This window comes from Streptomyces sp. AC550_RSS872 (genome assembly GCF_019049285.1).
Classification (GTDB): domain Bacteria; phylum Actinomycetota; class Actinomycetes; order Streptomycetales; family Streptomycetaceae; genus Streptomyces.
Genome location: NZ_JAGMUL010000064.1, coordinates 14,096 through 39,902 on the forward strand (window position 1 = coordinate 14,096; position 25,807 = coordinate 39,902).

Genomic DNA, 25,807 nt, shown 5'->3' on the forward strand with positions numbered 1-25,807 from the left:
GTAGCCCTGTGTCGCGGCCGTTGGCCTCGCTGGAGGACAAGGAAGCGCTGTTGACCATGCCGTTGTCTCCTCAACTCGGTGTTCTCGCAGCGCCGGCACCAGGCACGTCATGGCGTGGTGAGGCCGGGTCGGCGCCTCTGTCAGGACTGATTCGGGCTTTACATGCGGCAGTGCGGATCAGGGCGCCGGTTCTTCGGCTGCGCCCGTGGGGCGAGTTGGCGCTGGTTGCTTCGGAGCGGTGGTTGCGGTTGGCGGGGCGTGGTGGAGTTGGGTGAAGGCGTTCAGGACATGGACGTCGGCCAGCACGGGGTAGTCGAAGGGCAAAGGGCGTGGGCCGACTTGGTCAGGGACCGATGTGTAGCCGCCGTCGGCGTTTTGGTGGGTGAGGAGGTAGTGCAGTCCACGTCGGAGAGTGTGGCGGTGGCCGGTGTGGGCGATGACGGGCAAGGCGTGTGCGGTGGACACGACGTCGCTGTCCTTGCCTGGGTGGTAGCCCCAGCCGCCGTCGGGATTCTGGGTTCTGGCAAGGTATCCGGTGCTCGCGGAGGTGGCGTGAGCGATGCGTGCGCTTCTGTCCGCGAGGGCTGGGGGTATGTGGCGTAGGGCGTCCAGAACCCTGTGGATGGCGCTGGACCGGCTGCGAGTCCAGCTGTTTTCGAAGGTGCCATCGTCTCGCTGAGCACAGAGGAGGAAGTCGACGCACTTGTCCACGAGCGGGGCATGGTCCTGCCAGGAGGCAGACAAGGCCATGACGGCTCCGGCGGTCATATCGACCTCGCGTTGATGGCCGCGCACGTAGGTGGAAAATCCCCCACGGGGGTCGGCCATCCCGCCCAGGTACTGCTCCGCCCGAGCGACTACCTGCCGGTAGCGGGCTGTGTCTGCGATGCGCAGGAATTCGACGCAGACAGCCGTGTCGTCGACGTCGGTCTGGGCCGTGGTCTCGGTGTACCCCCAGCCACCGTCGCGCTGCTGTAGGCCGGAGATCCGATCGGCCATCTGGATCAGGAGGGATCGTGGGGCTCGGGCTGCGGCGAGTGCTTTTCCGGCCAGCGCGGTCACAAAGATCTCCTGGCCTGAGATGAAGGGCAGGCCGCCGTCGCTATTGCGGATCCGGCACAAGGCAGCGATGCCGCCGTGCAGGAGGGGACTGTCCGGTTGGCAGGCGTGCAGGGCGTGCAGAGCGATCAAGTGCGCGAGCGCATTCCCCTCCCACACCTGACCGGGGCCGGCGGATTCGAGTCTGCCAGCCAGGTAATCCCGGTCTGCGCTGCTCACGGCAGCGTGTCCTCCGTGTGCATGGCCGTGGAGGATCTTGATGGCACACAGGGACAGCTCGGTCCATGCCGCGTATCCCTGGTAGTGGAGTGCGTGGGCGTCAGTGTTTGTGCCGATGGGCATGACGCCCGTCAGGGACAGCAGCGTGCTGAGCATGAGGCGTTTGCGGGCCCCGGAGTGGTGCCGGAACTCATCCAGATAGGCCACTGCCCGGTCGTGCTGTCCGGGGCGTCCCATGGCTGCCTCGACGATCATGGTGTCCATGGGGCCGTCCGGGCGGGCGTTGCGCAGGTAATCTGCGAGACCGTCGTGGACGTGGGGCAGGGTGCTTGTCTTGCGTAACAGGGACAGCAGCAACGCCGACTCCAGCACACGGCTGCCACAGCGGTCCCGGACCAGGCCGTCCTCTTCGACCTGGCTGGCCAGGCCGTCACGCAGGCGCATTGCCTGGAGCCGGATGTGCGCTAGGGAGCGGTCCAGGTCCGGCTGCGTGCTGTCCGTGGACGTCGCGGGGTTGCTGCCGTCGTCGTAGGAGGGTGCCTCGCGGCCGGTGACGGTGTTCATCAGGCCGTCCTTTCGGTGGTGTCTGTCGCCCGGCGGATGGGGGCGGTCAGTTCACGAGGCAGTGCGAAGTGTTGGTGCTCTTCGGCCGCTTCGACGAGCTCGACGTCCTCGTAGCCGTGTGCGGCGAGCCACCGCAGCACGTTGTCCACCAGGACGTCTGGCACCGAGGCGCCGGAGGTGACGCCGACCGTGGATACCTCCTGAAGCCAGTTCGCGTCGATCTCGTCTGCGGAGTCGACCAGGTGCGCGGCATCGGCACCGGCCTGCTGGGCGACCTCGACCAGGCGCTGGGAGTTGGAGGAGGTCTGCGAGCCGACCACGAGCACCAGGTCCGCTGCGGCGCCGAGCTGCCGCACCGCCAACTGGCGGTTCTGCGTCGCATAGCAGATGTCGTCGCTGGGCGGGCCGCTGAGCTGGGGAAACCTGGTCTTCAGTGCCTCGACGGTTTCCATCGTCTCGTCCACCGACAGCGTGGTCTGCGAGAGCCAGACGACCTTCGACTCGTCCCGGACCTCGATGCCCCCGACAGCGCCGGGGCCGTCGATCAAGGTGATGCGGTCCGGTGCCTCGCCCAGAGTGCCGATGACTTCCTCGTGGCCCTCGTGGCCGATCAGGAGGATGCTGTAGCCCTCCTCGGCGAAGCGGACCGCTTCGTTGTGCACCTTCGTCACCAGCGGGCATGTCGCGTCGATCGCTGTCAGTTTCCGTGCGGCGGCCTGTTCGTGCACGGACGGAGCGACGCCGTGCGCGGAGAACATGACGACCTGTCCCTCAGGAACCTTGTCCGTGTCGGTGACGAAGACCGCGCCCTTCTTCTCCAGGGACCGCACGACATGGGTGTTGTGGACGATCTCGTGCCGCACATACACTGGCGGTCCGTAGAGCTCAAGGGCCTTCTCCACAGCCCGGATCGCGCGGACCACGCCAGCGCAGAAACCGCGGGGTGAAGCCAGCAGTACGCGTTTGCGCGCCCGGTTCACGAGGTCCTCCGGGTCACGGTGTCCGCCAGGTGACGCAGGTGCGGGATGGCGTGTGCGGTGAGGGTGGTGGACGAGTCCAAGGTGTGGAGTACGGCGTGGCGGCGCTGGTCGATGAGTTCTTCGATGTGGGCGCGGGCGCCGGTGACGGTGAGGATGCTGCGGATCTGTGCGGCCTCCGCCTCGGTCAGGTCGGGGCTGCCCAGCAGCCGGTGCAGCAAGGTCTTGTGTGGGGGTGCGGCGTCGCGGAGGGCGAGGGCGGTGAGCAGGGTGTGCTTGCCTTCGCGGAGGTCGTCCAGGCGGGACTTGCCGGTGATGTGCGGGTCGCCGAAGACGCCGAGGAGGTCGTCGCGGAGCTGGAAGGCTTCGCCCAGCGGGAGGGCGTACGCCGTCAGTTCGTCCAGCAGGGGCCGGGGGGCTGCGGCGAGGACGGCGCCGATGTGCAGCGGCCGTTCGCAGGTGTACTTGGCGGTCTTGTAGCGGATGATTGTCCGGGCCCGTTCGACGTCGTCCGTGGGCTGCCCGCCGGCCGCGACGTCCAGGTACTGGCCGTACAGGACCTCGTCGCGCATGGCGTCCAGGACGGGCAGCAGCCGCACGAGTTGGTCCGGAGTGAGGTCGGCGGTGTGGATGAGTTCGTCGGTCCAGGCCAGGGCGAAGTCGCCGACGAGGATGGCGGCGCTGGTGCCGAACCGGTCGGCAGCCGGCCCGCAGCGGCCTGCGGCGTGGCGGTTGGCGAAGGCCCGGTGCACGGTGGGCTTGCCGCGGCGGGTGGCGGAGTCGTCCATGACGTCGTCGTGGACGAGGCAGAAGGCGTGGAACATCTCCAGGGCGGCTGCCACTTGGAGCACCGGGCGGGGTGGGGGCGCGGTGCCGCCGGCGGCGTGCCAGCCGAGCACGCACAGCACGGGACGAAGCCGCTTGCCGCCTGCCGTGAGGAAGTCCCCGAGGGCTTCGGGGATTTCGGTGGGCAGCCGGTGCGTGGCGGCGTCGGCCTGCTTGCGCTCCAGGAATTGGGTCAGGATCGTCTCGGCGCGGTCGCGGGCTTGGGGCAGGTCGACTTCGCCTGTGGGGGGTGGTGCGAGGGTCATGCCTGATCACCTTCCGCGGGAAGGTCGTTGGTGAGGTGGAGGGCTTCGTCGAGGAGTGCTTCGACGATCTTGGATTCGGGGACGGTCTTGATGACCTGGCCGTGGCGGTAGATCTGGCCCTTGCCGTTGCCGCACGAGACGCCGAGGTCGGCCTCGCGGGACTCGCCTGGTCCGTTGACCACGCAGCCCATCACCGCGATCCGCAGCGGGTGGGGGAACCCGTCGAAGGCAGCCTCCACTTGGGCGGCCAGGCGGTGGATGTCGACCTGCAACCTGCCGCAGCCGGGGCAGGAGACGATCTCCAGCTTCCGCGGCCGCAGGCCGAGGGAGGACAGGATGTGGCAGCCTGCCTTGACCTGCTCCACCGGGTCGGTGGACAGGGAGACCCGGATGGTGTCCCCGATCCCTTCGGCCAGCAGGACCCCGAAGGCGACGGCGGACTTGATCGCGCCCTGGAACGCGGGGCCCGCTTCGGTCACCCCCAAGTGCAGGGGGTAGTCACACTGCCCGGCGAGCTGCCGGTTCGCGGCGATCACCGTGAGCGGGTCGTGATGCTTGACCGCGATCTTGAGATCCCGGAAGCCGTGTTCTTCGAACAGCGAACATTCCCACAACGCCGACTCCACCAGCGCTTCGGGGGTTGCCGCACCGTGTTTGGCGAGCAGTCGGGGGTCGAGGGAGCCGGCGTTGACCCCGATCCGGATCGGCACCCCCGCAGCCGTGGCGGCTTTGGCGATGTCGCCGACCCTGTCGTCGAAGCGTTTGATGTTGCCCGGGTTCACCCGCACCCCCGCGCAGCCCGCGTCCAGGGCGGCGAAGACGTAGCGGGGCTGGAAGTGGATGTCGGCGATCACCGGGATCGGTGACTTCGCCACGATGCGCGGCAGGGCCGCCGCGTCGTCGGCGGAGGGCACCGCGACGCGGACGATGTCGCAGCCCGCGGCGGTCACCGCGGCGATCTGCCCCAGCGTCGCATCCACGTCGGCGGTGTTGGTCGTGGTCATGCTCTGCACGGACACCGGTGCGCCGCCGCCGATGGGCACCGCCCCGACACGCAATTGGCGGGTGGAGCGGCGGCGCACCGGGGCTTCGGGGACCCGTGCTGTGGGCAGGCCGAGATCGGTCGTGGTCAACGTGACCTCCGGACGGCAGGCGAGGCAGAAGACGGCGGGGCGGCCAGGGGGCGGGAGGCGGCGGGAGCGGGTTGGGGGCGCGGTTCGGGGACCCCGCCCGACGAGGTGGCGGGAGCGGGGGCGCGGCCGTGGACGGAGCGGGCCACCAGCACCGCGTTCGTGATCGCCTCCGCGCTCAACCCCGCCCGCTCCAGCAGACGTTCACGCTCCCCGTGCTCGATGAACGTCCGCGGCAGCCCCAGCCGCACCACCGGGACCGTGGCCGCGCAATCGCCCAGCGTCTCCAGCAGCGCGGTGCCCACCCCGCCGTAGCGCAGGCCGTCCTCGACCGTGATCACGAGGCGGTACCCGGCCGCCAGATCCGCCAGCGACCGGGACACCGGCAGCACCCACCGCGGATCGATCACCGTCGCGCCGATCCCGAACTCGGCCAGTTCGGCTGCCGCCTCACGCGCCCGGTGCGCCATCGGCCCCACCGCCACCAGCAGCACATCCCTGCTGCCCGACCGGGCACGGAACAGCACGTCCCCCGCCGTGCCCCGCTCCAGCGTCGGCAAGTCGTCCGGGGAGCGGCCTTTGGGAAAGCGCACGAGGGTGGGGCCGTCGGTGTAGGCCACCGATTCGTCGAGGAGTTCTTTCAGGCGGGCCGCGTCCCGCGGAGCGGCGATGCGCAGCCCGGGTACCGCCGAGAAGACGGACAGGTCCCACATGCCGTGATGGCTGGGCCCGTCCGGTCCCGTCACACCCGCCCGGTCGAGCACGAAGGTGACCGGTAGTCGGTGCAAGGCCACATCCATGAGGACCTGATCGACCGCGCGGTTCAGGAACGTCGCGTAGACGGCGACCACGGGATGGAAGCCGCCCATGGCCAGGCCGGCGGCGGAGGTGACGGCGTGCTGCTCGGCGATCCCCACGTCGAAGACCCGCTCCGGGAACCGCTCCTGCATCGCCTGCAAGCCGGTCGGGCGCAGCATCGCCGCGGTGAGGGCTACAACGTCCTCCCGCTGTTCAGCCAGCTCCAGCAGGCTCTCGGAGAATGCGCTGGTCCATGACGGGAGGACAGGCGAGGCGGGGGTACCGGACGTCCCAGGCGTCGAAGGGAGAGGTCGGCCGGTGGCCGGATCCACCACACCTACGGCGTGCAGGCAGTCCGCCTCATCCTGCTCGGCCGGCGCATAGCCGCGGCCTTTGACCGTGACCACATGCACCACGACCGGGCGTCGCAAGGTCCTCGCCCGGCGCAGTGTGTCCTCAAGGTCGGTGGTGTCGTGGCCGTCCACGGGACCGAAGTAGGCGAAGCCCAGGTCGGTGAACAGGTTGCGGCACGCCCCCAGGCCACCATCGACCTTGAGTTCTTGCAGGTGGGCGGCGAGCGCGCCGGCCGTGGGGGCATAGGAACGGCCGTTGTCGTTCACCACCACGATCACCGGCCGGTCCTTCGCGGCGCCCAGGTTGTTCAGCGCCTCGAAGGCCATCCCGCCGGTCAGGGCGCCGTCCCCGATGACCGCCACCACGGCCCGCTCCTGCTCGCCGGCCAGCTGGCGGGCCTTGGCCAGACCGTCCGCGTACGACAGGGCGGTGGAGGCATGGGAGTTCTCGACCAGATCATGCTGGGACTCGCCGCGGGAGGGATAGCCGGACAGGCCGCCGGCCTGGCGCAGCGTGTCGAAGTCCTTGCCCCGGCCGGTCAGCAGCTTGTGCACATACGCCTGATGGCCGGTGTCGAAGACCAGGCTGTCGCGCGGCGAGCCGAACACCCGGTGCAACGCCAGCGTCAGCTCCACCACGCCCAGATTCGGTCCCAGATGCCCGCCGCCCGCACACACCTTCTCGATCAGGAACGCCCGGATCTGCCCGGCCAGTTCGGCTAGCTCCTGCACAGGGAGCGCCCGCAGTGCGGCAAGGTCCCCGCACACGGCGAAAGGGTGGGGAGTGGTCATGACCGTCGGCTTCCACGGCGGTCCGCTCATAGGCCGGAGAGTCGGCCCCAGGGCGTTGCACAACGTTGAAAGACGAAGGAAATTGGGATCGGTGTGGAAATCGGGATTGGTGTTGAAGGTGGAAACAGGAAGAGGTCTGACGCGCGCTCCCCCCGTGTACTGCTCCGTTCCTTTCCTTTACGACTGGTGCCTGCGCGGCCACGAGCCGCCGCTAATGGCCGCTCCGGCGCGCGAAGGGCCCGCTCGCCCGGGAAGCTGATGTCATGAACGATCCGTTCCTCGTGGCGGAGACCACCAGCCCTGCCGACCCGCCGGCCTGCCGAACACCGCGCACACGCGGTGCGCAGGTGCTCTGCGGCCGGGATCGTCACGCGTGTCGCCCCGCGTCTCGGCCGTCTGGGTCCGCACCGCGGGCGGACGCGCGAAAGGCACTGCGCTACGTGAACCTTGCTCTCGGCTGCGGCGGGATTCTCTCCCTCGCCCTGGCCATCACCGCGCGTACGTGCGGTGAGCGGCGGTAGGAGGCCAGGGCTGCCAGCAGGTCGCTCAGCGCCCGAGCTGCCCGTGGCGATTCGAGTTCGTCGATCCGTTCCATCGCGGTGAGGGTGACCGAGCAGCACTCGTCCAGATGGCCCAGGCTGAGCAGCGTCGCCGCCAGGCGCATGGCCACGAGGGTCCGGCCGCGGCGGTCGGCCTGGGAGTACAGCGTCAAGGACGAGTGCAATGCGGCCGTTGCCGCTCGCTGGTCTCCGACCGCTTCCAGGGTCCGGGCGCGCTGGAAGGCCAGCGCGGCCTGCGGGTAGACCTTGAAGGGATCCGTCTCCTGCTGGGCGGTGCGGGGCATCTCCTTCTCGTACTCGCGTTCGGCGGCAGCCAGCGTGGCGAGCGCCTGCCTGTGATCTCCTACCGTCGCCTGTGCCACCGCCTGTTGGGAGAGCAGAAAGGCCGTCACGTGCGGGGAACCGTGATGCAGGCCCGTCGCCACCGCGGCTTCGGCGTACTGGACCGCGAGTCGCGGCTGGCCGTGCTGCAGGGCCAGGGTGCTCTGAGCCCTCAGGGCCATCCCCCAGATGGCCCGGTCGCCGCAGGCCGCCGCGAGCCGCTGGGCGTGCGCGTATGCGGCCTGAGCATGACCGGGCTGTACAACGTCCTCCTCCATACGGGCCAGCAGATAGGCCAGCCGCGCCGCTCCGCTCAGAACGGCCCGCCGCCGCTCCTGACGGCCGTGTGCCGCCTGGAACAGGCGCGGCACGTCGGTCGCCGCGTACTCCATGAGTGCGGTGCGGGCGTTGATTCCGCCGAAGGCGTTCATGGACGCCGCGAAGAAGAGTGCGGCCTCCCTGAGTCTTTGATCCGCAGGCGACAGCCCATCCAGCACGCTGTCCGTGGGGCTGGGGGACAGCCGGTCGGGCAGGACGAGTGCGTGCACCCGGTAGGGGTGCGGATCCTGCCGGCCCCTGGCACGTCTGCTGGCGGACGCGAAGTCCTGGACGGCGCGTACCTGTGCCGCTTCCGAAGCGGAGGCCGCGTCCCCTCGTACGGCCCGCGGTCCGGCCGGCACGAACGCTGGGGCGTCGGGGAAACCCGCGTCGGGCAAGGACACCGCGCGCCCCAGCCGCCGTGAGAGAGCCTCGACGATCAGCTTCCGTACGACGGGTCGGGGCATGGTGCCCGACAGCCAGTGGGACACGGACGAGCGGTCGTAGCGCAGTTGTAGTCGCAACTCCGCGCCCACCGCGTTCACGGACCGGGCCAGGGCCCCGTAGGACCAGTCGGATTCATCGAGCAGGCTACGCAAGTGCGTGTTGGCCGGACGAGAAGTCATTGAGGCCCCCTTTGAGGCGGCATGCGCCCGGCCCTCCCAGGGAATGCGCTTTCTCTCTTCCGTACTACCCAGTTGGGATTGGCTACTCGACATGTGCGCGATATCTCGAACGGCCTCGCCTCTGCCTGAGGGAGGCCGTAGGGCGTCAGCGTTGCTGATGGTGACGAGTCATTCCTTCGGGCCCGGTGGGGATGAGTCAGCCGAGTGTTCCCCCGGAGTAGGGGGCCGTGCCACTCGCCCATCATGAATCCGCTCTGTGCCTGTGGCGGTGGTGTGGTTACGAAGGTGAGGAGCGTCCCGGTTTCGGGCTCGACTCCTCTGGGATCCAAGACCAAAGAGCCCCTCTGACTCTGTGCAACGTGGGTCAGAGGGGCCTTTTGCTGGTGGGGAGCAGTTCCAGGAGCATCCTCGCCACGCGGTGCCGGGGGGCGGGGCTGCGACACGTGCTGGATCAGAGCCGCACGCATGAAAGGTGCTACTCCAACGGAGGTGTGTCCGGTGCGGGGTGCCCGTGGTCCAGGCAGCCGTTCCATGAGGATCTCGGGCGTTCGTCTGTGACCGACTGACGAGGAGCCCAAGAATGTCACGTTGCCCTGTCCGGCCTGTGCTGCGTTGCCGTCTGACCACTTGGTTGGCGAGTGTCGGTGTGGCCACGGCACTGGCGCTCGGTGTCGCGGGTACGTCGGTAGCGGCTGACGGCCCGACCCCGCCTGTGTGGCCGACTACCTCGGGCCCCGCGGCCGTGATCGGCGGGCTCGTGCATCCGGATGCCTCGCCGCCGGGGGCGAACGACTGGAAGTGCAAGCCGACCGCCGCGCACCCCCGCCCGGTTGTCCTGCTGCACGCGACCTGGACGAACGCCTACACGAACTGGGCCGGGCTGTCCCCCTTGCTCAAGCAGGCCGGGTACTGCGTCTTCGCGCCGAACTACGGCGGACAGCCAGGAGTTCCGTTCAAGGCCACGCAGCACATTCCCGACTCCGCCCGCGAGATCGCCCGCTACGTCGACCGGGTGCTCAAGGCCACCGGTGCCCGGCAGGTCGACCTGGTGGGGCACTCCCAGGGCGGCGGTCTGATGCCCCGCTGGTACCTGCGGTTCGAGGGAGGTACGGCCCCTGCGAAGCCGGCGCGCAACAAGGTGCGTCGGCTCATCGGCCTGGCCCCCTCCAACCACGGTGCCGGCGCTTCAGGTCTGGGTGACCTCTCCACCGCCCTCGGCCTCAACCCGACGATGTCCCTGGTGATGGGGCAGGCGTACGCGGACCAGATGCCGGGGTCCCGGGTGAACACGACGCTCGACCGGGACGGTGACACCCAGCCGGGGGTCGACTACACCACGATCGTCACCCGACTCGACGAGGTCGTCACGCCCTACCCCAACCAGTTCCTCAAGGCCGGACCGGGCGCGAAGGTACGGAACATCCTGCTCCAGGAGATCTGTCCCCAGGACCTGTCCGAACACCTCTCGATCGCCTACGACTCCAACGCCCTCCAGCTCGTCTTCAACGCCCTCGACCCCGCGCATGCCGAACCCGTGAACTGCCGTCTCTCGCTTCCTCTCCTCGGCGGCTGAGAGACAGCCTCTCCGGCCGGCCCGGCGCCGGGCGTGGGTGGGATGTTCCGATGTTCCTTCCTCACCTCAGCGGACGGGCTGGCCGGGGGCGGGGTTGGTGCGGTCGTGGGTGAGTGGGGCGACGGACTTTCCGCCGTCGACGGTGGGGTGACGCCGGTGATCCAGGAGGAGCGGCGGGAGGGGGAGTGCCGCAGCGTGCGCGACGTCCGCCGGTTGGCCGACGCGTCCCAGGGGGTAGCTGGCGGCGACGGTGGCTGGGGCAGGGCAGTGAGGGTGTCCATGAAGGAGGGGTCCCCGACACCGCGCAGCCGCCACAGATCCGCGCCAACCCGTGGAACACGCTGGAGTTCAGCGGACGTATTGGACTGGCGGGCGGCCGGGTGGTGGACGAAGCGGTCATCGCCTACCTGCCCGAGGGCTTCTGGCCTGCTGTACCCCGCACCGTTGACGCCGCCTCCGACGCCGCACGCCGGGAAGTCCACCTCGACATCGATCCCAAGGGCCAGATCACCTTGCGAGTCCAGGACGGCGGCAGCGTCGAAGCCACCTGGCTCAGCCTCGACAGCGCATCGTGCCGAATTGAGGGTGGCGATGCGGAGTAGTGCATTCACCCCAGCGGCGAACGCAGCGGTCACCTCCGTCGGGCTCTCCAAGGCTGTCTTGGCATCGCCAGTCGGATGCCGAGGTCACCGAGCCATCCCACGCTCGACTGCCATCCTCCGAGGGACCGGCCCCGCATCAGCAGGGCCCGGCCGACTGCCATACGGCGCAGGCGAGAAGGCGAAGCGAGCGTGGCAACTCCGTTGAGCGCGGACAGGTTCCTGTCCGCGCTGAAGCACGCGGGCCTCGGCGTCGTCGAGCACGGCAAGTGGCGCACCCAACCGCAAAACCCACGGCATGTGGCGGGGGGAGCATGAGAGAAGGGCGACCGAGTCCGACCGACCTGGACGTCGGAACCCTCGCGGGAGCGCGCGCGGTGGTGGAGTCGATGCTGACCAGGGACAGATCCACCTCACCCCTCTTCGTGGCCGCCGCGATCAGGCTCTCCAGCAGGGCCTCGAAGACGCCGCCGTCACGCCACTGCCGGAAACAGTTGTGGACGGTCGACCAGGCGCGTCGAGCTCGGACGACAGCCTGAGCCTGCAGATGAATCGCAGCACGTATGAGGTCATTGGCGCGTAGTAGCGCCGTGGGTGGCCTCGTCCGCGCTATGCGTGATGCTCTGGCAGCGGCGCTCGTGTTCGTCGTCCCAGACCTTCAGCAGGATGTGATGGTCGGCACCGCAGGCGCGGGCGAAGCGGATGGTCAGGCATCGGCTGGGAAAGCGGCTGCCGGACAGGACGGCGGCGACGCGTGCTGGATCCGCCCCGATGCGGCGGACGAGTTCCTCGGTGGTCAGTCCGCTCTGACGCTGGATCTGCACCATGACCAGGCCGATGTGGGTCGTGTGGAATAAGGACGTGCGCGGTGTTTGATGCATGTGCAGGACCCCCGCGTGTGCTGGAGAGTTGGTGACTGGGCGGGTGAGGGGGTGCTGTCCGAACAGCACCCCCTCGCGGTGGTCAGTGGGGCTGGTCGAGGAGGCTGTGGCCGTGCCGGTGGCGGGTGAGGCGCAGGCCGAGCAGGACGAGGAATCCTGCGGTGCCCAGCCAGTGCCCATGCCCGTGCGGCTGGAGGAACAGCACCTGGCCGGCCTGCCCCAGCGCGAGTTCGAGGCAGCCGCTCAGACACGGCTCGCACACGCGGGTGCGTGCGGGGCGGGGGCGGGCGTGGCGCGGTTTACCGCGTCGTCGCCGAGGGGAGGGGTCCATAGCGCTCTCCTGGATGGAGGGTTGTGGACACGGGCCCCGGCGAAGGATTCCCACATCACTGCTGCCGGGGCCTGGTGCCGCCCGGTCCTGTGGCCGAGCGCGAACGACGGTAGGAGAAACACGGCAGGCCGTCTGGCTGTTCGTCGCGCCGGAAGCACGCCCGCGCTCCGGCGCGACGAACAGGGTTGGGCTCGCCTGCTGCGGTCCTGAGTTGAGTGTTCGACCGCTGCGATGCGTATGAGCAGTATGTGATTCCTCTTCGCGCTGGTGAAAGGCCTGCCCCTCTGGACACGCGGACGCATGTTCGGGTGTGTTCGAATGATGCGCCGGAGTTCAGGCCGCGTTCAGTTGGTGCTCTGCCGGCGCGATGCACGCGGTTGGCGCGGGCGCGCATTTGCAGGCAGCTCAACAGTTGATTCAAGACATTGTCGCTTCAACCAGGCATATCTGCCGGAAGGGGTGGCGATCCTCCTAGCGTCGGACCGAAATGCAATTGCATTCGGGCAACGGGGTGTTCGTTCGCCGCAGGAGGTCGTCCGGTGGAGAAGCCGACGCGTGTACACACCAGTTCCGCAGGCAGTAGTCGACGGGGTCGGGTCGTCTGGCGGAAGAGTTCGCACAGCACGTCCAACGGGATGTGTCTGGAGGTGGCGGAACCGTCCGAGAGGCAGGTCTGGTTCCGTGACTCGAAGGCGCCTGACGGCCCCGTGATCACTTTATCCAGGGGGGCGGCGTCTCTCTTCGCCTCCGCTGTGGGGCGCGGGGAGCTGTAGCCGGGTCTGGAGCGGTGCCGCCCGGTCGTGAAATACGCGCCTGCAAAGGGGCGGGTCCGGGCGGCTGCCGGGCGGCCGTGGTTGCCGAAACCTGTGGTCCGTGATCACGCCCGGATGCAGAGATGCTCGGAAGCCTCACAAAGTCATTCAGTGCTCGACATTCCCGGTGACCGGCCAATAATCAGGAGCACAATGCAAGTGCATTCCGCCGCTGACATGGGCGGACGGTCGCGGGGCGTCGGGAGGGCCATGGTGGGCGAGCAGTCCGGACCTGAGTACGGCAGGGGCACGGACTTAGGCCAGGACAAGCCGCACAGTGCGCGGATGTACGACTACTTCCTCGGCGGGAAGACCAACTACGCGGTAGACCGTGAAGCGGCCGAAACCGTCTTGCGTCTGTTTCCCGCGGCCGAGATCGCGGCCCGCGTCAACCGGGCCTTCATGCACCGTGCGGTACGGGACCTCGCCCGGCTGGGGGTGCGCCAGTTCATCGATGTGGGCACCGGGATACCGATGTCACCCAATCTGCACGAGGTCGCCCAGAGCGTCGCGCCGGAGTGCCGGGTTGCCTACGTGGACAACGACCCAATCGTGCTCGTCTACGCTGACGCCCTTCTCGATGGCACTGCCGAGGGCGAGACCTGCTGCGTTCAGGCCGACGCGACCGAGCCGGCTGCTGTCATCGACGCGGTCAGGAGCGAGGGCATCATCGACTTCGGGAAGCCGGTCGCGCTGAGCCTGCACGCCCTGTTTGAGTACGTCACCGACGATCACGAGCCCTACCGCATCGTCCGCCGCCTCATGCAGGAGCTGCCCTCGGGCTCGTACCTGAGTCTGTCGCACGCCACCGGGGACTTTGTGCCGGACGCCTGGCAGTCCGTCGTCGACGTCTACACGCAAGCCGGGGCCTCCGCCCAGGTGCGCACCCGGGCTGAGGTGTTGAGGTTCTTTGAGGGGTTGGAGCTGATCGAGCCGGGCCTGGTCGTCGGGCACCGCTGGCGGCCCGAGCCGGGCAGCGGCCCGGGCCTGGTGAACGATGCGCAGGTGTCCCTCTACGTCGGCGTGGCCCGTAAACCGTGACCGGCTAAACCGTGGACCGGCGAGGCAGGGGCGGCTGCTCAGCGGCGGTAGTGGCGCAAGAGAAGGTCACTGATCCTGCGACGGGCCTGATGGGGCGCCAGCGAGGCATGGAGCAGCGCGTCGAATGCCTTCACCCGCTGGTCGACCGCCTCGTCGTCCTCGATGATCAGACCGCCGTCGAACCCCTCCGCGTAGACGAGTGTGGGCAGCCTGCCGGCGAAGTCGAAGATCGTTGTCGGTCCCAGCTCGACGGGTAGGTTGTAGCGGCCCAGTTCGGCAAGCCGGAACTGGTAGCGCGGGTTGGCGGACAACTCGAGCAGATGCTCTAGCTGCCCGCGCATGACCTGTGCGGACCCGAACGGCCGGAGCAGGGTGGCCTCGTCGATGATGAAGATGCCGTGCTTGTCTGCGGGTGCGGCGGCAAAGCGCGCCGTGCGTTCCTGGCGCAGCTCTGTCCGGGCATCACGTTCCTCGACGGTGCCGCTCCCTCGGTTGATCACGGCCCGCGCGTAGGCCGTGGTCTGCAGCAGGCCGTGAAGCTGCATAGGCTCGTACGACCTGATCCGCTCGGCCATGTCCTCAAAACTCACCGCGGCCTGTAGGTACTGCGGCGCCGCCCACGACCACGGCTGCCACCACGCCGCCTCCTTGGCCTCGGCGGCCAGCCCTCGCAGCCGCTCCTGCTCGACGGGGTCGCTGACGTTGTACCGCTGGAAGAGTGCGGGCAGGTCGCGGGCCGGGACGTTGAAGTACCCGCTTTCCATTCGGCTCACCTTTGAGGACGAACGGCCCAGGAAGCGGGCCACCTCGCCCTGCTTCAGGTTGAGGCCGTTGCGCAACTTGCGCAGGGCGTAGCCCAGCATCATCCGTTTGCCGGACGGCGCGGGCTCGTCCCGCAGGTACCGCACGCCACGGCCGGATTGGGGGCTCTCGTTGTTGCATGGGTCCCCGGCCCCTGCCAACTGCTGGACCACTGTTGCTCCTTGACGCTACAAACGTAGAGTAAACCTTTCGGCACTCATCGTGCACGAACTGCTCGGCTTCGGCAGCGGAATCGTAAGAAAGTCCCAACATCATTTATATGTGTGGCTCGCACCGACCCGCTCCACAAGAAAAGCGAGGGCGCACACACCGCGTCAACGTGGCGTGGGGTAGCGCGAGTTGGCGCCCACTCCGGCGCGGTGCTTCCCAGCCATCGCGCCGGAGGGCATCTCGACAGGTTGGCTGGAATGGGCGCCTGGGGCAGATCCCCGGAGGTTCCGGTGCCTTGACTGGGTAAGCCTCCACTGCGGTCGCGTTGTGGCCATACACCGAACGCTGCCGTGAGGTCGGCTGCTTTACTCCTTGCCCCGTCCCCTTGAGGGACGCATCCGCGGCGGCCCATGTCGCGAGCTTGGTGAATACGTGCTCGGCGCCAACAGACCGAGCCGCGGTACTGGACGAGGTCGTGAAGGCATACGGGGCGGGTGTGCTGTCGCTGGAGACGGCTGTGCAGATGCTGTTGGATGCGGGTTGTCCGATCGAGGACGCCCCCAGGAAGCAGTGCGAATACGGGCAGATGCCGAGCGGGAAGCCGCAGCCGGGGTGCGGAAGTTGCTGGGCCGAATGACGGGCACGCCCCAGGGGGGAGAACGTCAGTAGGCCGATGACGCCGGCGTCATCGCGGCGCAGGTGAGCCAACCGGGCCTACATGGTCATTAGGTCGAGCTTCCATCGCGTGCAGTGCGGGAGTGCGTCGGCAGTGTCACGATCGAGCGGCTCGTGAGGCGATGCCGCTGAGTCGGCTGCTGCGCTGGTCCCAACCCGTCGCGCTGCTGGCGCTGCTTGGGGTCGGGGGCGCGATGTCCTCTGGGGCTTCGACGATCGCCGAGGTGGTCAGAGGACGGTGTGACGAACGTCTGAGGCATCCGATCGAGCGGGATCGAGGAGGACGCAGTCGAAGGGAACGGATGGATATGTCCGTTCCTTCGGCGACATCGCAGGTGAGACGCATCACCAAAATTGGTTCGAGTCCCACCCGCCCCACCCAGGCTCCTCCCAGGAGAACCGTTTCTGCCTGTGCGAGCGCGAGTGCGGGGTACGGTCACGCCTCGTCGGTGTCGTTCGGCCAGGCGGGGCCCACGGTCACCTGGCCGAGCTCCACGCGTATCCCGGGGAGCGCCCGGTGGGCCGGGCTCGGGGAGAGCAGGGCGGTGAGGGCCCGTTGCAGGCCGTTCTCGTCGCCTTCGGGATGTTCCCCGTGCAGGCGGAAAGGCCGGGTGTCCTGGGCGAGGACCCAGCTCGGGTACCAGGCGCCGGTTCGGCGGTTCCTTAGGACCGCGACGGGGTCCACGACCGTGCAGTGGTAGGTCACCCGGACGGGGAAACGCGCCGCGGAGTCGGACGGGGCCAGGTGCCATTCGGCGAACAGCTGCACGTCGGGGCGGACGTCGACCAGGGTCACGGCGGTGGCCCGCGCCGTGTCGACGGCACCCGTCCTGTGCTCCCCGTCGATCTCGTGCACGAGGACTTCCCCCGCCCCCGCCGCCAGCGGAGCGCGCCGCTCGCGCCACGCGCTCCACCGCAGCCGGGGCCGCAGTTCGCGGTGGCGGAGGATCGGGTACCTGGTCGTCACGCCGCCGCCTTCCTCAGTACTGGAGGGCCGTGGCCACGTCCCTGCCGATGCGCTCGACCGCCGCGAGGTCGAGACCGTAGTGGACGTAGCGGCCGTTGCGTTCCACGTGCACGAGCCCCAGGTCGCGCAGGGCGCGAAGGTGACGGGAGACCTGGGGGCGGGTCATCGACAGCCGGTCCGCGAGGTCGGCCGTGGTCATCGCCTGGCGCGCGATGAGCCGGCACAGCCGGACGCGGCGCGGATCGGTGAGCGCCAGCATGCGGCTGCGGGCCAGGGTGACCCCGATCTCGGGGGCGTCCACCGGGAAGTGGACGACCGGTGCGAGCCCCGGTTCGTCCTTCACCAGCAGGTGCGGGGCGCCGTAGCGGGTGGGGATGAGCAGGATCGGACTTCGGGCCGGGCTGATCACCGCGTGGTGCACCTTGTCGAAGACGACCCGCGACGGACCGGCCGGCCGTGCGCTGGACGGGCTGAGCGAGAGCAGGGCGGCCTCCGGCCCCTCGTCCGCGAACCGCTGCCGCACCAGGTGCGCGGCACGGGTGAGCGCGGGCTCGGTCGTCGCCCACAGGTCGGCGAAGAAGACGCGGCGGCACAGGTCGAGGAAGGCGAGGATGTCGGTGCGCAGTTGCTCCGGGTCGCGCAGCAGGTCTTCGGCGAGGGCCGGGTGCGGTTCCGGCAGACCGTAGGCCGCCCGGCGCAGCGCGGCCGCTTGTGTCGCGTCGTGGAGCACGCGACCGAAGTCGAAGCCGCGGTAGCCGCTGGCGCAGGTGTGGGCGGTGAGTTCGGCGAACCGGTCCGTCGTCAGGTCCGGCAGGGGCGCGTCCAGCCCCGGGTAGAAGCCCCGCCAGCGCAGCGCCGTCCACAGCGGGGCGAAGCGGCGCAGGCCGGCCCGGAAGGCGGGCGGCGCGTCGCGGGTGGTCTGCTCGGCCCAGGGCGCGTGTTCGGTGTGGTGGGTGTGTTCGGTCAGGACGTGCAGGCTCGCCGCCAGTTCCGCGAGCGGCGACACGGTGACGGTGAACCGGTCGGGGGCGGCCCCTTCCAGGACGATCACGACCGGCATGACGGGAAGTGTAGGGTCGCGGGCTGCTCACGTCAGCACCTCGGCTCCCGTGGCGACCTGTGCGAACTCCGCTCTCGCGGCCGTCAACAGCTCCTCGTTCGTGAGCAGTTCGGCGAGGACATGGGCCAGACCGGTCGCCGCGATCTCGGTGCGGTCGTGGGCGAGGGAGGTCGCCGCCGCCTCGCGCATCGCCTCGGAGTGGGCGGGCGTGCCCGGCTCGGCGATCTGGATGTACGGGTGGATCACCGGCAGAAGCCGCGAGAGGTTGCCGATGTCGGAGGAACCGGCGGGGCTGTCCGGACCCGCGGGCCCGATGTCCAGGCCCAGTGCGCGCACCGCCTGCCCGAACCGCTCGGCGAGCACGGTGTTGTCACGGCGCTCCGCGTAGAGCGGTCCGGTCTCGGACACCTCGGCCGTGGTTCCGGTGGCCAGCGCCGCGCCCTCGGCGGCCGCGCGGACCCGCTCGACCAACGCCCCGGCCGAGGCGGCCGTACGGTCACGTACGTACAACTCCACGGCGGCGTGGGCGGGAACGACGTTCGGGGCCTGCCCGCCGTCCGTGACGACGCCGTGCAGGCGGGCGGTGGGCGGGACGAACTGCCGCAGCGCGTCGAGGGCGGTGAGGAACAGCTGGGCGGCGGCCAGTGCGCTGCGACCCTCCCACGGTGACTTCGCGGCGTGTGCGCTCACGCCGGTGAAGGCGACGCGCAGGTGCGCCGCGGCCAGCGCGTGCTGGGTGGTGAGGGAGCGGTCGGCCGGGTGGAACATCAGCGCCGCGGCCACGCCCTCGAACACTCCGGCCTCGGCCAGCCGGACCTTGCCGGCGCCGCCCATCTCCTCGCCGGGCGTGCCGATGACGGCGACCGTTCCCGGGTGCGCCGGCCAGGCCCGTACGACGGCGATCGCGGCCGCGGCGCCCCCGGCCGCGATGAGGTTGTGCCCGCAGCCGTGCCCGACGCCGGGCAGCGCGTCGTACTCCGCCAGGACGGCGACGTACGGGCCGGGCAGGCTGCCCTCGTGCACGGCCACGAACGCGGTGTCCATCCCGCCCACCGCCTCCGTCACCGCGAAGCCGGATTCCGTGAGCCAGCGGGTCAGCGTCCGGTGGGCGTGGAACTCGGCGAACTTCAGCTCCGGCCGCGCGTGGATCGCCAGGCTCACCGCCTCCATGCGGGGGCGCAGCGCGGCGAGTTCAGCGGCCAGGGCCCCCAGCGGGGGCGGCGCGATGGTGGGCATGTGGGCCTCCGTCGTACGGGACGAGCACCGGGACGAAAGGGTTGAGCTGTCGCGGTGTGCGTCGAGACTGCGGCAGCCGTCGCGTCGCCGGCCCGCGATTACCGCGCCGCAGGTAACCCAGGCGGACCGCGCGCTCCGGACGGACAGGATGCCTCCGTAACGAAGGTCGGTGAATCCGGGGGCTGCGGGCTTGGGCCCGGCCGCTTGACCGGGGACGCCGAACGTCATGGAGGGGTGAGCATGGGCTCGGCTCAGGGACGACGGTCCTCCGTGCGGGATCGCGCGGCGGCACTCGGTCTCGGCGGGGAGCGGGGAGCGGGGAGCGGGGAGCGGGGAGCGGGGAGCGGGGAAATTATGCCGGCGCAGGGCTGTGGGGCGGCCTCGCACTGCTCGCACGGCGGTTCCTTGCGGGGGTGTTTGTCGTCCTGCTCGTCTGTCTGGTCGTCATGAGGCCCTCGTGGGGGTTCCAGAAGGGCGTCATCACGACGGGAGCCGTGGTGCTCTCACTGTTCGGTCTCACCCCGGCCTGGCGCGGTCTCAGCGCCAGGCTCGGGCTCCGCAGGTGCTACCTCTGCACGCGCGGTCTGGTGGTCACCAGCCCCTGACGCTCCTGGTCCTCGGCTGGAAGCCCCAACTGGTGGAGGCCCTGCCGACGCAGGCGGGAGCGCATGGTGTCCGCTGAGAGCGGACGGCGAGGCCGGCGGCCGTGGCGGTGGGCCCGCCCGGCCCCCGGCCCCCGGCCCCCGGCCGGCGGCGGTCAGGTGGTCGGTACCAGGCGCCACTGCTGGCAGTTGTTGTTCAGCCAGGTCCACTGGCGTACGTCGGTTCCGTTGGCGGTACCGCAGTTGGCGACGTCGGCGACCTTGCCGCTGTTCTCGTTCACGATCCGTACGTGGTCACCTGTGGCCGTGTACACCAGGCGGAACTTCTGGCAGTTGTTGTTCAGCCAGGACCACTGCCGGATGTCCGTGCCGTTGGCCGTCCCGCAGTTCGCGGTGTCCATGACCTTGCCGGTCGCGACGTTCACCAGCCGGTTGGTGTCGTTGCCCAGGTCCTCGATCCGCCACTTCTGGTTGGCGCCGCCGTTGCAGGTCCACTGGTGGATGTTGGTGCCGTCGGCGGTGTTGCCGCCCGCGATGTCCAGGCACTTGCCGCTGTTGCGGTTCACGAGGGTGTACGCGGTCGGGGTGGCCGCCGTCTCCCCGGAGGGGCCCGGCAGGGTGGTGCCGAGGGCGACGGGGGTGCCGAGGTTCGGTGTGCCGTCGGCGTTCCAGGTGAACTTCTGGGCGCGGGTGGTGCGTTCGTTGCCGCAGCGGTCGGTGGTGGAGTCGTTGGCGTGGTAGACGATCCAGTTCTCGGTGCCGTCGGGCGAGGTGAAGAAGCCGTTGTGGCCGGAGCCGTAGACGCCCGCCGCGTCGTTGCGGCTGAAGACCGGTGACGGCTTCTTCGTCCATGCGGCGGGGTTCAGCGGGTCGGCACCGGTCAGTTCCAGCTGGCCGAGCTGGTAGTCGGGCGTGTTGCAGCCGCTCGCGGAGTAGATGAGGAAGGTGCGTCCGTCGCGCTGGAGCGGCTCGGGGCCTTCGTTGATGGCGGCCCCCATGGTCTCCCAGCTGAGGGTCGGCGTGGAGATGACACTCCAGTTCCCGCTGACGGTGTACGGGTTGGTCATCGGGGCGATGACCAGGCTGGGCGGCGTGCTGCTGTTCGTTCTTCCGCTGCCGACCATGTATGTCCGGCCGTTCACCCGCAGGACGCTCGCGTCGATCAGCCAGTTGGTCGGGTAGAGGTTGGGTCCGGTGATCATCGACTTGTAGGTGTAGGGGCCCATCGGGTCCGTGCCGGCGCTCTCCAGGACATGCGTGCGCTGCGTACCGTTCGCCCCGCAGCACGGCGTGCCGCTCTGCCCGGCGCTGTAGTACAGGTACCAGCGGCCGTCGGAGAAGTGGATCTCCGGGGCCCAGATGTTGGAGTTGCGGGTGGGGGTGGTGTCCGACCAGATCTGCACGTTGGGAGCGGTGGCGAGGCCGGCGAGGGTGGGCGACTTGCGCATGCCCAGGACCCCGGTGAACGTCGTCGTGACGAGGTAGTAGTTGCCGTCGTGGTACTCCAGCCAGGGATCGGCGCCCTTGAAGGACTTCAGCGGGTTCGTGTAGGGGCGGCCGTCCTGCGCGGACGCGGGTCCCTGGGCACAGACCAGCGCCATGAGCAGTGCCACGGCGCCGGTCAAACACAGTCTGAGCCGACGAATGATCACGGTACGTCCCTTCCGGATGTTCGCTGTGTCGGACGTCGATCGGTGAGCTGGTCCGGGGTGTGGAGAGCCATCAGGTGAGCAGGGGAAGGCAGAGGACGGGGATGCCGGCGCTCTCCCAGGAGGCGTCGGCATCCCCAGTCGGTGTCGGGTCAGTTCGTCACGCGGAAGGTGGCGTCACCACGTGCTGTCGCGGTGGTGACGGTGTCGAGGCGGAGCTGGTAGGCGTAGTGCCGGATGTAGCGGTCGGGGTGGTTGTAGGACTGGAAGGAGGACCAGGTGGAGTCGGCGAGGCCGGCGACCTGGCGGAAGGTGGCGTCCGCGGCGAACTGGGCGGTGCCGTCGTTGCGGACCAGCTGGAAGTCGTTGTTGGCGTGCCGCAGGAAGTAGCCGCGGTAGTTCACCGACTCGAAGGAGACGGTGCCGGAGCCCGCGAGACCGGGCCGCAGACGGAACTGGGCGTCCGGGCCGGTGATGTTCTGGTCGATGCGCACATCGAACCCGGCGTGCCGCACGTACCGGTCCTGGAAGTTGTACGACTGGATCCGCTTGGCCGGGATGTCGCTCCAGCGGGCGAGCACACGGGATTCCTCGGCGGCCGTGAGCGGCAGGATCGAACCGTGGCGCTTCTTGTTGACGCCCATGTTGTAGCTGCCCGATGCCGGGAGCTTGTAGGTGCCGGGGGCGGAGGGGTTGGTCGTAGTGACCGGCATGTACCCGCGTCCGGAGGAGTACTGGTCGAGGTAGAGCGCCCACTCGTTGCGGTCGCGGAACTTCATCCACATCGGGCCCTCGACCTGGGCGCCGGTCAGGCCGATGCCGGAGAGGTTGCCGAGGTTGGTCCACGTCCCGAGGATCGAGTTGCTGCCTTCGAGGGTGATCTGGCCGTCGCCGGAGGCGCGTACGTAGCGGTAGTTGCCGACGCCGGCCGGCATGTCGACGATCTGGGTGTCGATGATCTCCTGCATGCCGGGGCGCTCGATGTAGATCTTCGGGGTGGTGATGGAGCGGAAGTCGCTGGTGTGGGCGTAGTAGATGCGGTGCTTCTTCACGCCGTCGACGGGCTTGTTCGTCGCCCAGTACAGGACGTAGTTGTTGGTGGCTGGGTCAAAGTGCGCTTCCGGTGCCCAGGCGTTGCGCCCGTCGGGGATTGCGCCGGCGACGTTGAGCAGCCACGGCTCCGACCAGTTGATCAGGTCCGTCGACTCCCACACCACGAGGTTGCGGCTGCCGTTGCTGATGGAGTCCGGCCACGACTGCCCGCAGCTGATGCACAGGTCGGTCGCGATGATCCAGTACTTGCTGCCGTCGGGGGACCGGACCAGTGCGGGGTCGCGCACCCCCTTCGTGCCGACCGTGGAGCGCAGGATCGGCGCCCCTCCGTTGAGGTCGTTCCAGTGGAGGCCGTCCGCGCTGTGTGAGAGGTACATCTGCTGACCGTTCGACCCCTCCCCGGTGAAGTGCAGCATCAGGTAGCCCGGGTCGGCGGCGGCCGCCCGCTGAGGTGTGGCCAGGGATTGGGAGGTGAAGAAGAGGCCGACGGCGACCAATATCGCCGCGAGCCGGGTGAGCAGTCTCGACATGTGCGTGTCCTGTCTCTCTACGGGTGCCGGGACGGGGTGGAAGCGGGGTGTCGGACGCGTGACCGCTGGAAGCCGGTGGCTGTGCCGCAGGTGCCTCGTCCGAGCAGGGCCCCGTCCCCGGCCGTCGTACCGTCGGCGAGGACGGCGAGCGACGTCGCAGTGGCGAACGGCCGGCGGACGATCTGTTCCACACCGGCAGATGCGGGAGCAACGCTCATGACAGAGACATCCTTGTTTCACGTCGTGGAGCGGAAGCGGAGGCGAGCCGAAAGGCCCGGCCAACAGGCGTGCGTTCGATATATCGGACTTTGTTCGTGAATTCGGCCAAAAGTTAGAGGGCTGTAAAAGCGAGTGTCAAGAGGGTGAACAGCAGAAGCAGCGTTTCCTCCGTCCAACCTCGGGATGGGTCGTACGTACAGGAGACGCAACCGGCGCGTCGCGCATAACGGAAACCACGGAATGGACGACAGCGTGGGGCGACGCCTGAGAAGCGGCCCCCTCATGTCCTTCCGGATTCGCTCTGGCACACTGTCGCCCTCGGCACATCGGCACGGCGACGGGACGGGTGGGGCGGGGTGCGTTCTGAGGACAGGCAGGAACGGCCGGACGTCGCTGTCGTCATGGCGGCGCGGGCCGGGGACCGGCAGGCCTCGGAACAGCTGCTGCGGGGCTGTCTGCCGTTGGTATACAACATCGTCGGGCGGGCCCTGGACGGGCACAGCGACGTCGACGACGTGGTCCAGGAGACGATGGTCCGGGTCCTGGACGGGCTGCCCGGACTGGAGCAACCGGATCGGTTTCGGCCCTGGCTCGTCGCCATCACCGTGCGACAGATCCGTGACCGGTGGCGCAGAGGGCGCACCCGGCTCGACGCGGAACCCCTGGAGGAGAACGCCCAGGAAGCAGACCCGCAGGCGGACTTCGCCGACCTGGCGATTCTTCGGCTTGCGCTGTCGGGCCAGCGGCGTGAAGCGGTGGAGGCGACCCGCTGGCTGGAGGAAGAGGAACGCGAGGTACTCGCGCTGTGGTGGATGGAGAGCGCCGGTGAACTGACCCGCGGCGAGCTCTCGACGGCCTGCGGTCTCACACCGCAGCATGCCGCGGTCCGAATCCAGCGGGTCAAGGAACGGCTGGAGACGGCGCGCACCGTCGTACGAGCCGTGACGGCCTCGCCGCGCTGCCCGGACCTGGCCGCCGTGCTCGCCTCGTGGGACGGGCGGCCGTCCGGGCTGTGGCGCAAGCGGCTGGCACGCCATGTCCGCGACTGTCCGCAGTGCCTGTCGAACTCGTCCGACCTGATACCGGCGGAGGGGCTGCTGGCCGGCTTCGCGCTGGTGCCGGTGCCGGTCGGCCTGACCGGCCTGGTACTCGCCAGGGCGCTGGGGGCGGACTCGGCCGGGGCGACCGTCGGTGCGGGCACGAGTGCGGCGAGCGGTGCGAGCCGTACGGCGCGGACGGTCGGCAGGCTGGCCGCCAAGCCCGCGGCGGCGGCAGCGGCAGGTGCTGTCACGCTCGCGGCTGCCGGAGTGGCCTGGTACACCGCCACGGGATCGCACGAGCCGGCCCCGCGACCCGCCGTCGCGGCCCCGCAGTCGCCCGCCGCCTCGTCCGTGCCGCCGTCACCGAGAACGTCCGCCGCACCGACACCGACACCGACGCCGACAACATCCCCGGCGACGACAGCTGAGGCGCGCCTCTCCGGGCGGCATGCCCTACGGTCGGTCGACAACCCCGGCGACTACGTGAGCCGGTCCGGCCGACTCGGCATCCTGGGCCCGGTCGGCGCCACCAGCTCCGCGGCCACCCGGCAGGCGGCCACCTTCACCTTCGTTCCCGGCCTGGCCGACCCCCGCTGCTACTCACTCAGGGACGCCACGGGCAGGTACCTGCGGCACTACGCCTTCCGTATCCGGCTGGACCCCGACGACCGGTCCGCCATCTTCCGGAAGGACGCCACCTTCTGCCCCCGTTCCGGTTCCACGGCCGGTTCGGTCTCCCTGGAGTCGTACAACTATCCCGGCCGCTACCTCCGTCACCGGGACAACCTCCAGCTGTGGCTCGACCCTTCCGAGAGCACGGCCGCGTACCGGGCCAGCCGCTCCTTCGTCCTCGTGGCGCCCTGGGCCTGACACTGCACGGCCTTGCTCTGAAAGTCGCCACCCCGGCGACCGGGCCCACGACGATCCGCTCCACACCGGTCGCTTAGGCTGGTTCCTTGTCGCCGGCAAGGAGGCGCCGGCTGCGGCAGCGTGTGCTCGCCGTCCGTCCGAGGGAGGCGTTCGCGTGGCAGTTGCCGGAGGCCGGTCGACGAAGCGGCTCCAGCGGGGAACTCTTTCCCAGGGGCTCATCGTGGGGACCGCGCTGCGGATCCTCGACGAGGACGGGCCGGACGCGCTGACCTTCCAGCGACTCGGCAAGGAACTGTCCTCCTCCGCGACCGCCGTCTACCGGCACTTCGCGAGCCGCGACCACATCATGGTCGCCGTCGCGGAGGAGCTCGACAGGATCTCCCTCGAGGGGTACGAGCCGCACGAGTCGTGGACCGAGTCGCTTCGGGACCTGGCGGTCCGCGCCTGGAACACCGCGCTGGACCATCCGGCGGCCGCCGCGCTCTGCATGGGGAGAGTCACCCGGGGCGTTCACGAGTTGCGCGCCGTCGACGCCGTCCTGGAAGCGTTCCACCGCGGCGGCTGGCGCGGCCGGGAGGCCGTCCTGCACTACCAGGCGTTCTCGAACTTCATCCTCTCCATGGCGAGCAACAACGCCTGGCGGCTCGTCAACCAGCGGTTCGGCGCCGAGGTGAACTGGGTGCAGGAGTACCAGCCGGCGGATCCCGACGCGTACCCCTACGCCGAGGCGGCGAAGGAGCACCTGCGCAGCGTCGACATGACCGAGGTCTTCCACCGGCAGACGGACATCCTCCTCGCGGCCCTCGAGGCGGAGGCGGCGACGCTCCCGCGCGACTGACCTGCGTCACTCCTCGCGGCCGCCACTCAGCAGCGTTCTCGCGGCCGAAAT

At 69.5% G+C, this 25,807-nt stretch carries 22 protein-coding genes and 1 pseudogene; 7 read left to right on the forward strand and 16 right to left on the reverse strand.

The features are described 5' to 3' along the window. Positions 1-177: 177 nt before the first annotated feature. The 6 genes from KUM44_RS26625 to KUM44_RS26650 form a co-directional block, all read right to left on the reverse strand. A complete protein-coding gene (locus KUM44_RS26625) occupies positions 178-1,842 on the reverse strand; it encodes a prenyltransferase/squalene oxidase repeat-containing protein (RefSeq protein ID WP_217211780.1) in 1,665 nt (554 codons plus the stop codon). Then, a complete protein-coding gene (locus KUM44_RS26630) occupies positions 1,842-2,822 on the reverse strand; it encodes a 4-hydroxy-3-methylbut-2-enyl diphosphate reductase (protein ID WP_217211782.1) in 981 nt (326 codons plus the stop codon). The genes KUM44_RS26625 and KUM44_RS26630 overlap by 1 nt, the downstream gene beginning before the upstream one ends. Further along, complete coding sequence (locus KUM44_RS26635; RefSeq protein WP_217211784.1) at positions 2,819-3,910, reverse strand: polyprenyl synthetase family protein; 1,092 nt, start codon at positions 3,908-3,910, stop codon at positions 2,819-2,821. The genes KUM44_RS26630 and KUM44_RS26635 overlap by 4 nt, the downstream gene beginning before the upstream one ends. Further along, positions 3,907-5,043, reverse strand: a complete 1,137-nt coding sequence (gene ispG, locus KUM44_RS26640; RefSeq protein ID WP_217211786.1) for a flavodoxin-dependent (E)-4-hydroxy-3-methylbut-2-enyl-diphosphate synthase — start codon at positions 5,041-5,043, stop codon at positions 3,907-3,909. Before ispG ends, KUM44_RS26635 begins: the two co-directional genes overlap by 4 nt. After that, on the reverse strand, positions 5,040-6,983 hold the full coding sequence (locus tag KUM44_RS26645; protein ID WP_217211830.1) for a 1-deoxy-D-xylulose-5-phosphate synthase: 1,944 nt from the start codon (positions 6,981-6,983) through the stop codon (positions 5,040-5,042). Before KUM44_RS26645 ends, ispG begins: the two co-directional genes overlap by 4 nt. Positions 6,984-7,419: 436 nt before the next feature. Next, positions 7,420-8,808, reverse strand: a complete 1,389-nt coding sequence (locus tag KUM44_RS26650; protein WP_217211788.1) for a hypothetical protein — start codon at positions 8,806-8,808, stop codon at positions 7,420-7,422. A 742-nt stretch (positions 8,809-9,550) separates the two neighbouring features. Between KUM44_RS26650 and KUM44_RS26655 the strand changes: the two genes are divergently transcribed. Together KUM44_RS26655 and KUM44_RS26660 are read left to right on the forward strand one after the other, a co-directional pair. Then, entirely contained in the window at positions 9,551-10,381 is an 831-nt protein-coding gene (locus KUM44_RS26655) for an alpha/beta fold hydrolase (RefSeq protein WP_308402726.1), read from the forward strand. A gap of 380 nt (positions 10,382-10,761) precedes the next feature. Continuing rightward, a complete protein-coding gene (locus tag KUM44_RS26660) occupies positions 10,762-10,983 on the forward strand; it encodes a hypothetical protein (protein WP_217211792.1) in 222 nt (73 codons plus the stop codon). A gap of 367 nt (positions 10,984-11,350) precedes the next feature. Here KUM44_RS26660 and KUM44_RS45705 read toward each other — a convergent pair. From KUM44_RS45705 to KUM44_RS26670, 3 genes and pseudogenes are all read right to left on the reverse strand, one after another. Next, positions 11,351-11,491: pseudogene (locus KUM44_RS45705) on the reverse strand (IS5/IS1182 family transposase); the annotation flags it as partial. Between the two features lie 58 nt (positions 11,492-11,549). Continuing rightward, positions 11,550-11,861, reverse strand: a complete 312-nt coding sequence (locus KUM44_RS26665) for a helix-turn-helix transcriptional regulator (protein ID WP_217211794.1) — start codon at positions 11,859-11,861, stop codon at positions 11,550-11,552. An 82-nt stretch (positions 11,862-11,943) separates the two neighbouring features. Continuing rightward, complete coding sequence (locus KUM44_RS26670) at positions 11,944-12,192, reverse strand: hypothetical protein (protein ID WP_217211796.1); 249 nt, start codon at positions 12,190-12,192, stop codon at positions 11,944-11,946. Between the two features lie 539 nt (positions 12,193-12,731). On the opposite strand from KUM44_RS26670, the gene KUM44_RS46875 reads away from it, so the two are divergent. After that, positions 12,732-12,965 (forward strand): DUF397 domain-containing protein, encoded by a 234-nt coding sequence (locus KUM44_RS46875; protein ID WP_308402727.1) that lies wholly within the window; start codon positions 12,732-12,734, stop codon positions 12,963-12,965. A 249-nt stretch (positions 12,966-13,214) separates the two neighbouring features. Beyond that, on the forward strand, positions 13,215-14,045 hold the full coding sequence (locus tag KUM44_RS26680; RefSeq protein WP_217211798.1) for an SAM-dependent methyltransferase: 831 nt from the start codon (positions 13,215-13,217) through the stop codon (positions 14,043-14,045). Positions 14,046-14,083: 38 nt separating this feature from the next. Here KUM44_RS26680 and KUM44_RS26685 read toward each other — a convergent pair whose 3' ends face one another. The 4 genes from KUM44_RS26685 to KUM44_RS26700 form a co-directional block, all read right to left on the reverse strand. After that, positions 14,084-14,953 carry a helix-turn-helix transcriptional regulator gene (locus KUM44_RS26685; RefSeq protein ID WP_308402728.1) on the reverse strand — a complete coding sequence of 290 codons (870 nt, stop codon included), beginning with the start codon at positions 14,951-14,953 and terminating at the stop codon, positions 14,084-14,086. Between the two features lie 1,175 nt (positions 14,954-16,128). Next, a complete protein-coding gene (locus KUM44_RS26690; protein ID WP_217211802.1) occupies positions 16,129-16,659 on the reverse strand; it encodes a hypothetical protein in 531 nt (176 codons plus the stop codon). Between the two features lie 13 nt (positions 16,660-16,672). After that, positions 16,673-17,719 (reverse strand): DUF5937 family protein, encoded by a 1,047-nt coding sequence (locus KUM44_RS26695; RefSeq protein ID WP_217211804.1) that lies wholly within the window; start codon positions 17,717-17,719, stop codon positions 16,673-16,675. Positions 17,720-17,746: 27 nt separating this feature from the next. Beyond that, entirely contained in the window at positions 17,747-18,955 is a 1,209-nt protein-coding gene (locus tag KUM44_RS26700) for an amidohydrolase (RefSeq protein ID WP_217211806.1), read from the reverse strand. 413 nt (positions 18,956-19,368) lie between these two features. Here KUM44_RS26700 and KUM44_RS26705 point away from each other — a divergent pair, with 413 nt between their 5' ends. Beyond that, on the forward strand, positions 19,369-19,560 hold the full coding sequence (locus tag KUM44_RS26705; protein ID WP_217211809.1) for a hypothetical protein: 192 nt from the start codon (positions 19,369-19,371) through the stop codon (positions 19,558-19,560). Positions 19,561-19,712: 152 nt separating this feature from the next. Here KUM44_RS26705 and KUM44_RS26710 read toward each other — a convergent pair whose 3' ends face one another. The 3 genes from KUM44_RS26710 to KUM44_RS26720 form a co-directional block, all read right to left on the reverse strand. Continuing rightward, positions 19,713-21,158: a family 43 glycosylhydrolase gene (locus tag KUM44_RS26710; protein WP_254390157.1), complete on the reverse strand. Its 1,446-nt coding sequence runs from the start codon at positions 21,156-21,158 to the stop codon at positions 19,713-19,715. Between the two features lie 200 nt (positions 21,159-21,358). Then, complete coding sequence (locus tag KUM44_RS26715) at positions 21,359-22,789, reverse strand: glycoside hydrolase family 43 protein (RefSeq protein WP_217211813.1); 1,431 nt, start codon at positions 22,787-22,789, stop codon at positions 21,359-21,361. 17 nt (positions 22,790-22,806) lie between these two features. Beyond that, a complete protein-coding gene (locus tag KUM44_RS26720) occupies positions 22,807-23,007 on the reverse strand; it encodes a hypothetical protein (protein WP_217211815.1) in 201 nt (66 codons plus the stop codon). Between the two features lie 357 nt (positions 23,008-23,364). Here KUM44_RS26720 and KUM44_RS26725 point away from each other — a divergent pair, with 357 nt between their 5' ends. Continuing rightward, positions 23,365-24,918, forward strand: a complete 1,554-nt coding sequence (locus KUM44_RS26725) for a sigma-70 family RNA polymerase sigma factor (RefSeq protein WP_217211817.1) — start codon at positions 23,365-23,367, stop codon at positions 24,916-24,918. A 154-nt stretch (positions 24,919-25,072) separates the two neighbouring features. Then, positions 25,073-25,756, forward strand: a complete 684-nt coding sequence (locus KUM44_RS26730; RefSeq protein ID WP_308402729.1) for a helix-turn-helix domain-containing protein — start codon at positions 25,073-25,075, stop codon at positions 25,754-25,756. Positions 25,757-25,807 lie beyond the last annotated feature (51 nt).

Coding starts and splice junctions, on each gene's coding strand:
- KUM44_RS26625 (WP_217211780.1), bottom strand. CDS start 1,842: ATGAACACCGTCACCGGCCGCGAGGCACCCTCCTACGACGACGGCAGC.
- KUM44_RS26635 (WP_217211784.1), bottom strand. CDS start 3,910: ATGACCCTCGCACCACCCCCCACAGGCGAAGTCGACCTGCCCCAAGCC.
- KUM44_RS26645 (WP_217211830.1), bottom strand. CDS start 6,983: ATGACCACTCCCCACCCTTTCGCCGTGTGCGGGGACCTTGCCGCACTG.
- KUM44_RS26650 (WP_217211788.1), bottom strand. CDS start 8,808: ATGACTTCTCGTCCGGCCAACACGCACTTGCGTAGCCTGCTCGATGAA.
- KUM44_RS26665 (WP_217211794.1), bottom strand. CDS start 11,861: ATGCATCAAACACCGCGCACGTCCTTATTCCACACGACCCACATCGGC.
- KUM44_RS26670 (WP_217211796.1), bottom strand. CDS start 12,192: ATGGACCCCTCCCCTCGGCGACGACGCGGTAAACCGCGCCACGCCCGC.
- KUM44_RS26680 (WP_217211798.1), top strand. CDS start 13,215: ATGGTGGGCGAGCAGTCCGGACCTGAGTACGGCAGGGGCACGGACTTA.
- KUM44_RS26695 (WP_217211804.1), bottom strand. CDS start 17,719: ATGCCGGTCGTGATCGTCCTGGAAGGGGCCGCCCCCGACCGGTTCACC.
- KUM44_RS26700 (WP_217211806.1), bottom strand. CDS start 18,955: ATGCCCACCATCGCGCCGCCCCCGCTGGGGGCCCTGGCCGCTGAACTC.
- KUM44_RS26710 (WP_254390157.1), bottom strand. CDS start 21,158: ATGGCGCTGGTCTGTGCCCAGGGACCCGCGTCCGCGCAGGACGGCCGC.
- KUM44_RS26715 (WP_217211813.1), bottom strand. CDS start 22,789: ATGTCGAGACTGCTCACCCGGCTCGCGGCGATATTGGTCGCCGTCGGC.
- KUM44_RS26720 (WP_217211815.1), bottom strand. CDS start 23,007: ATGAGCGTTGCTCCCGCATCTGCCGGTGTGGAACAGATCGTCCGCCGG.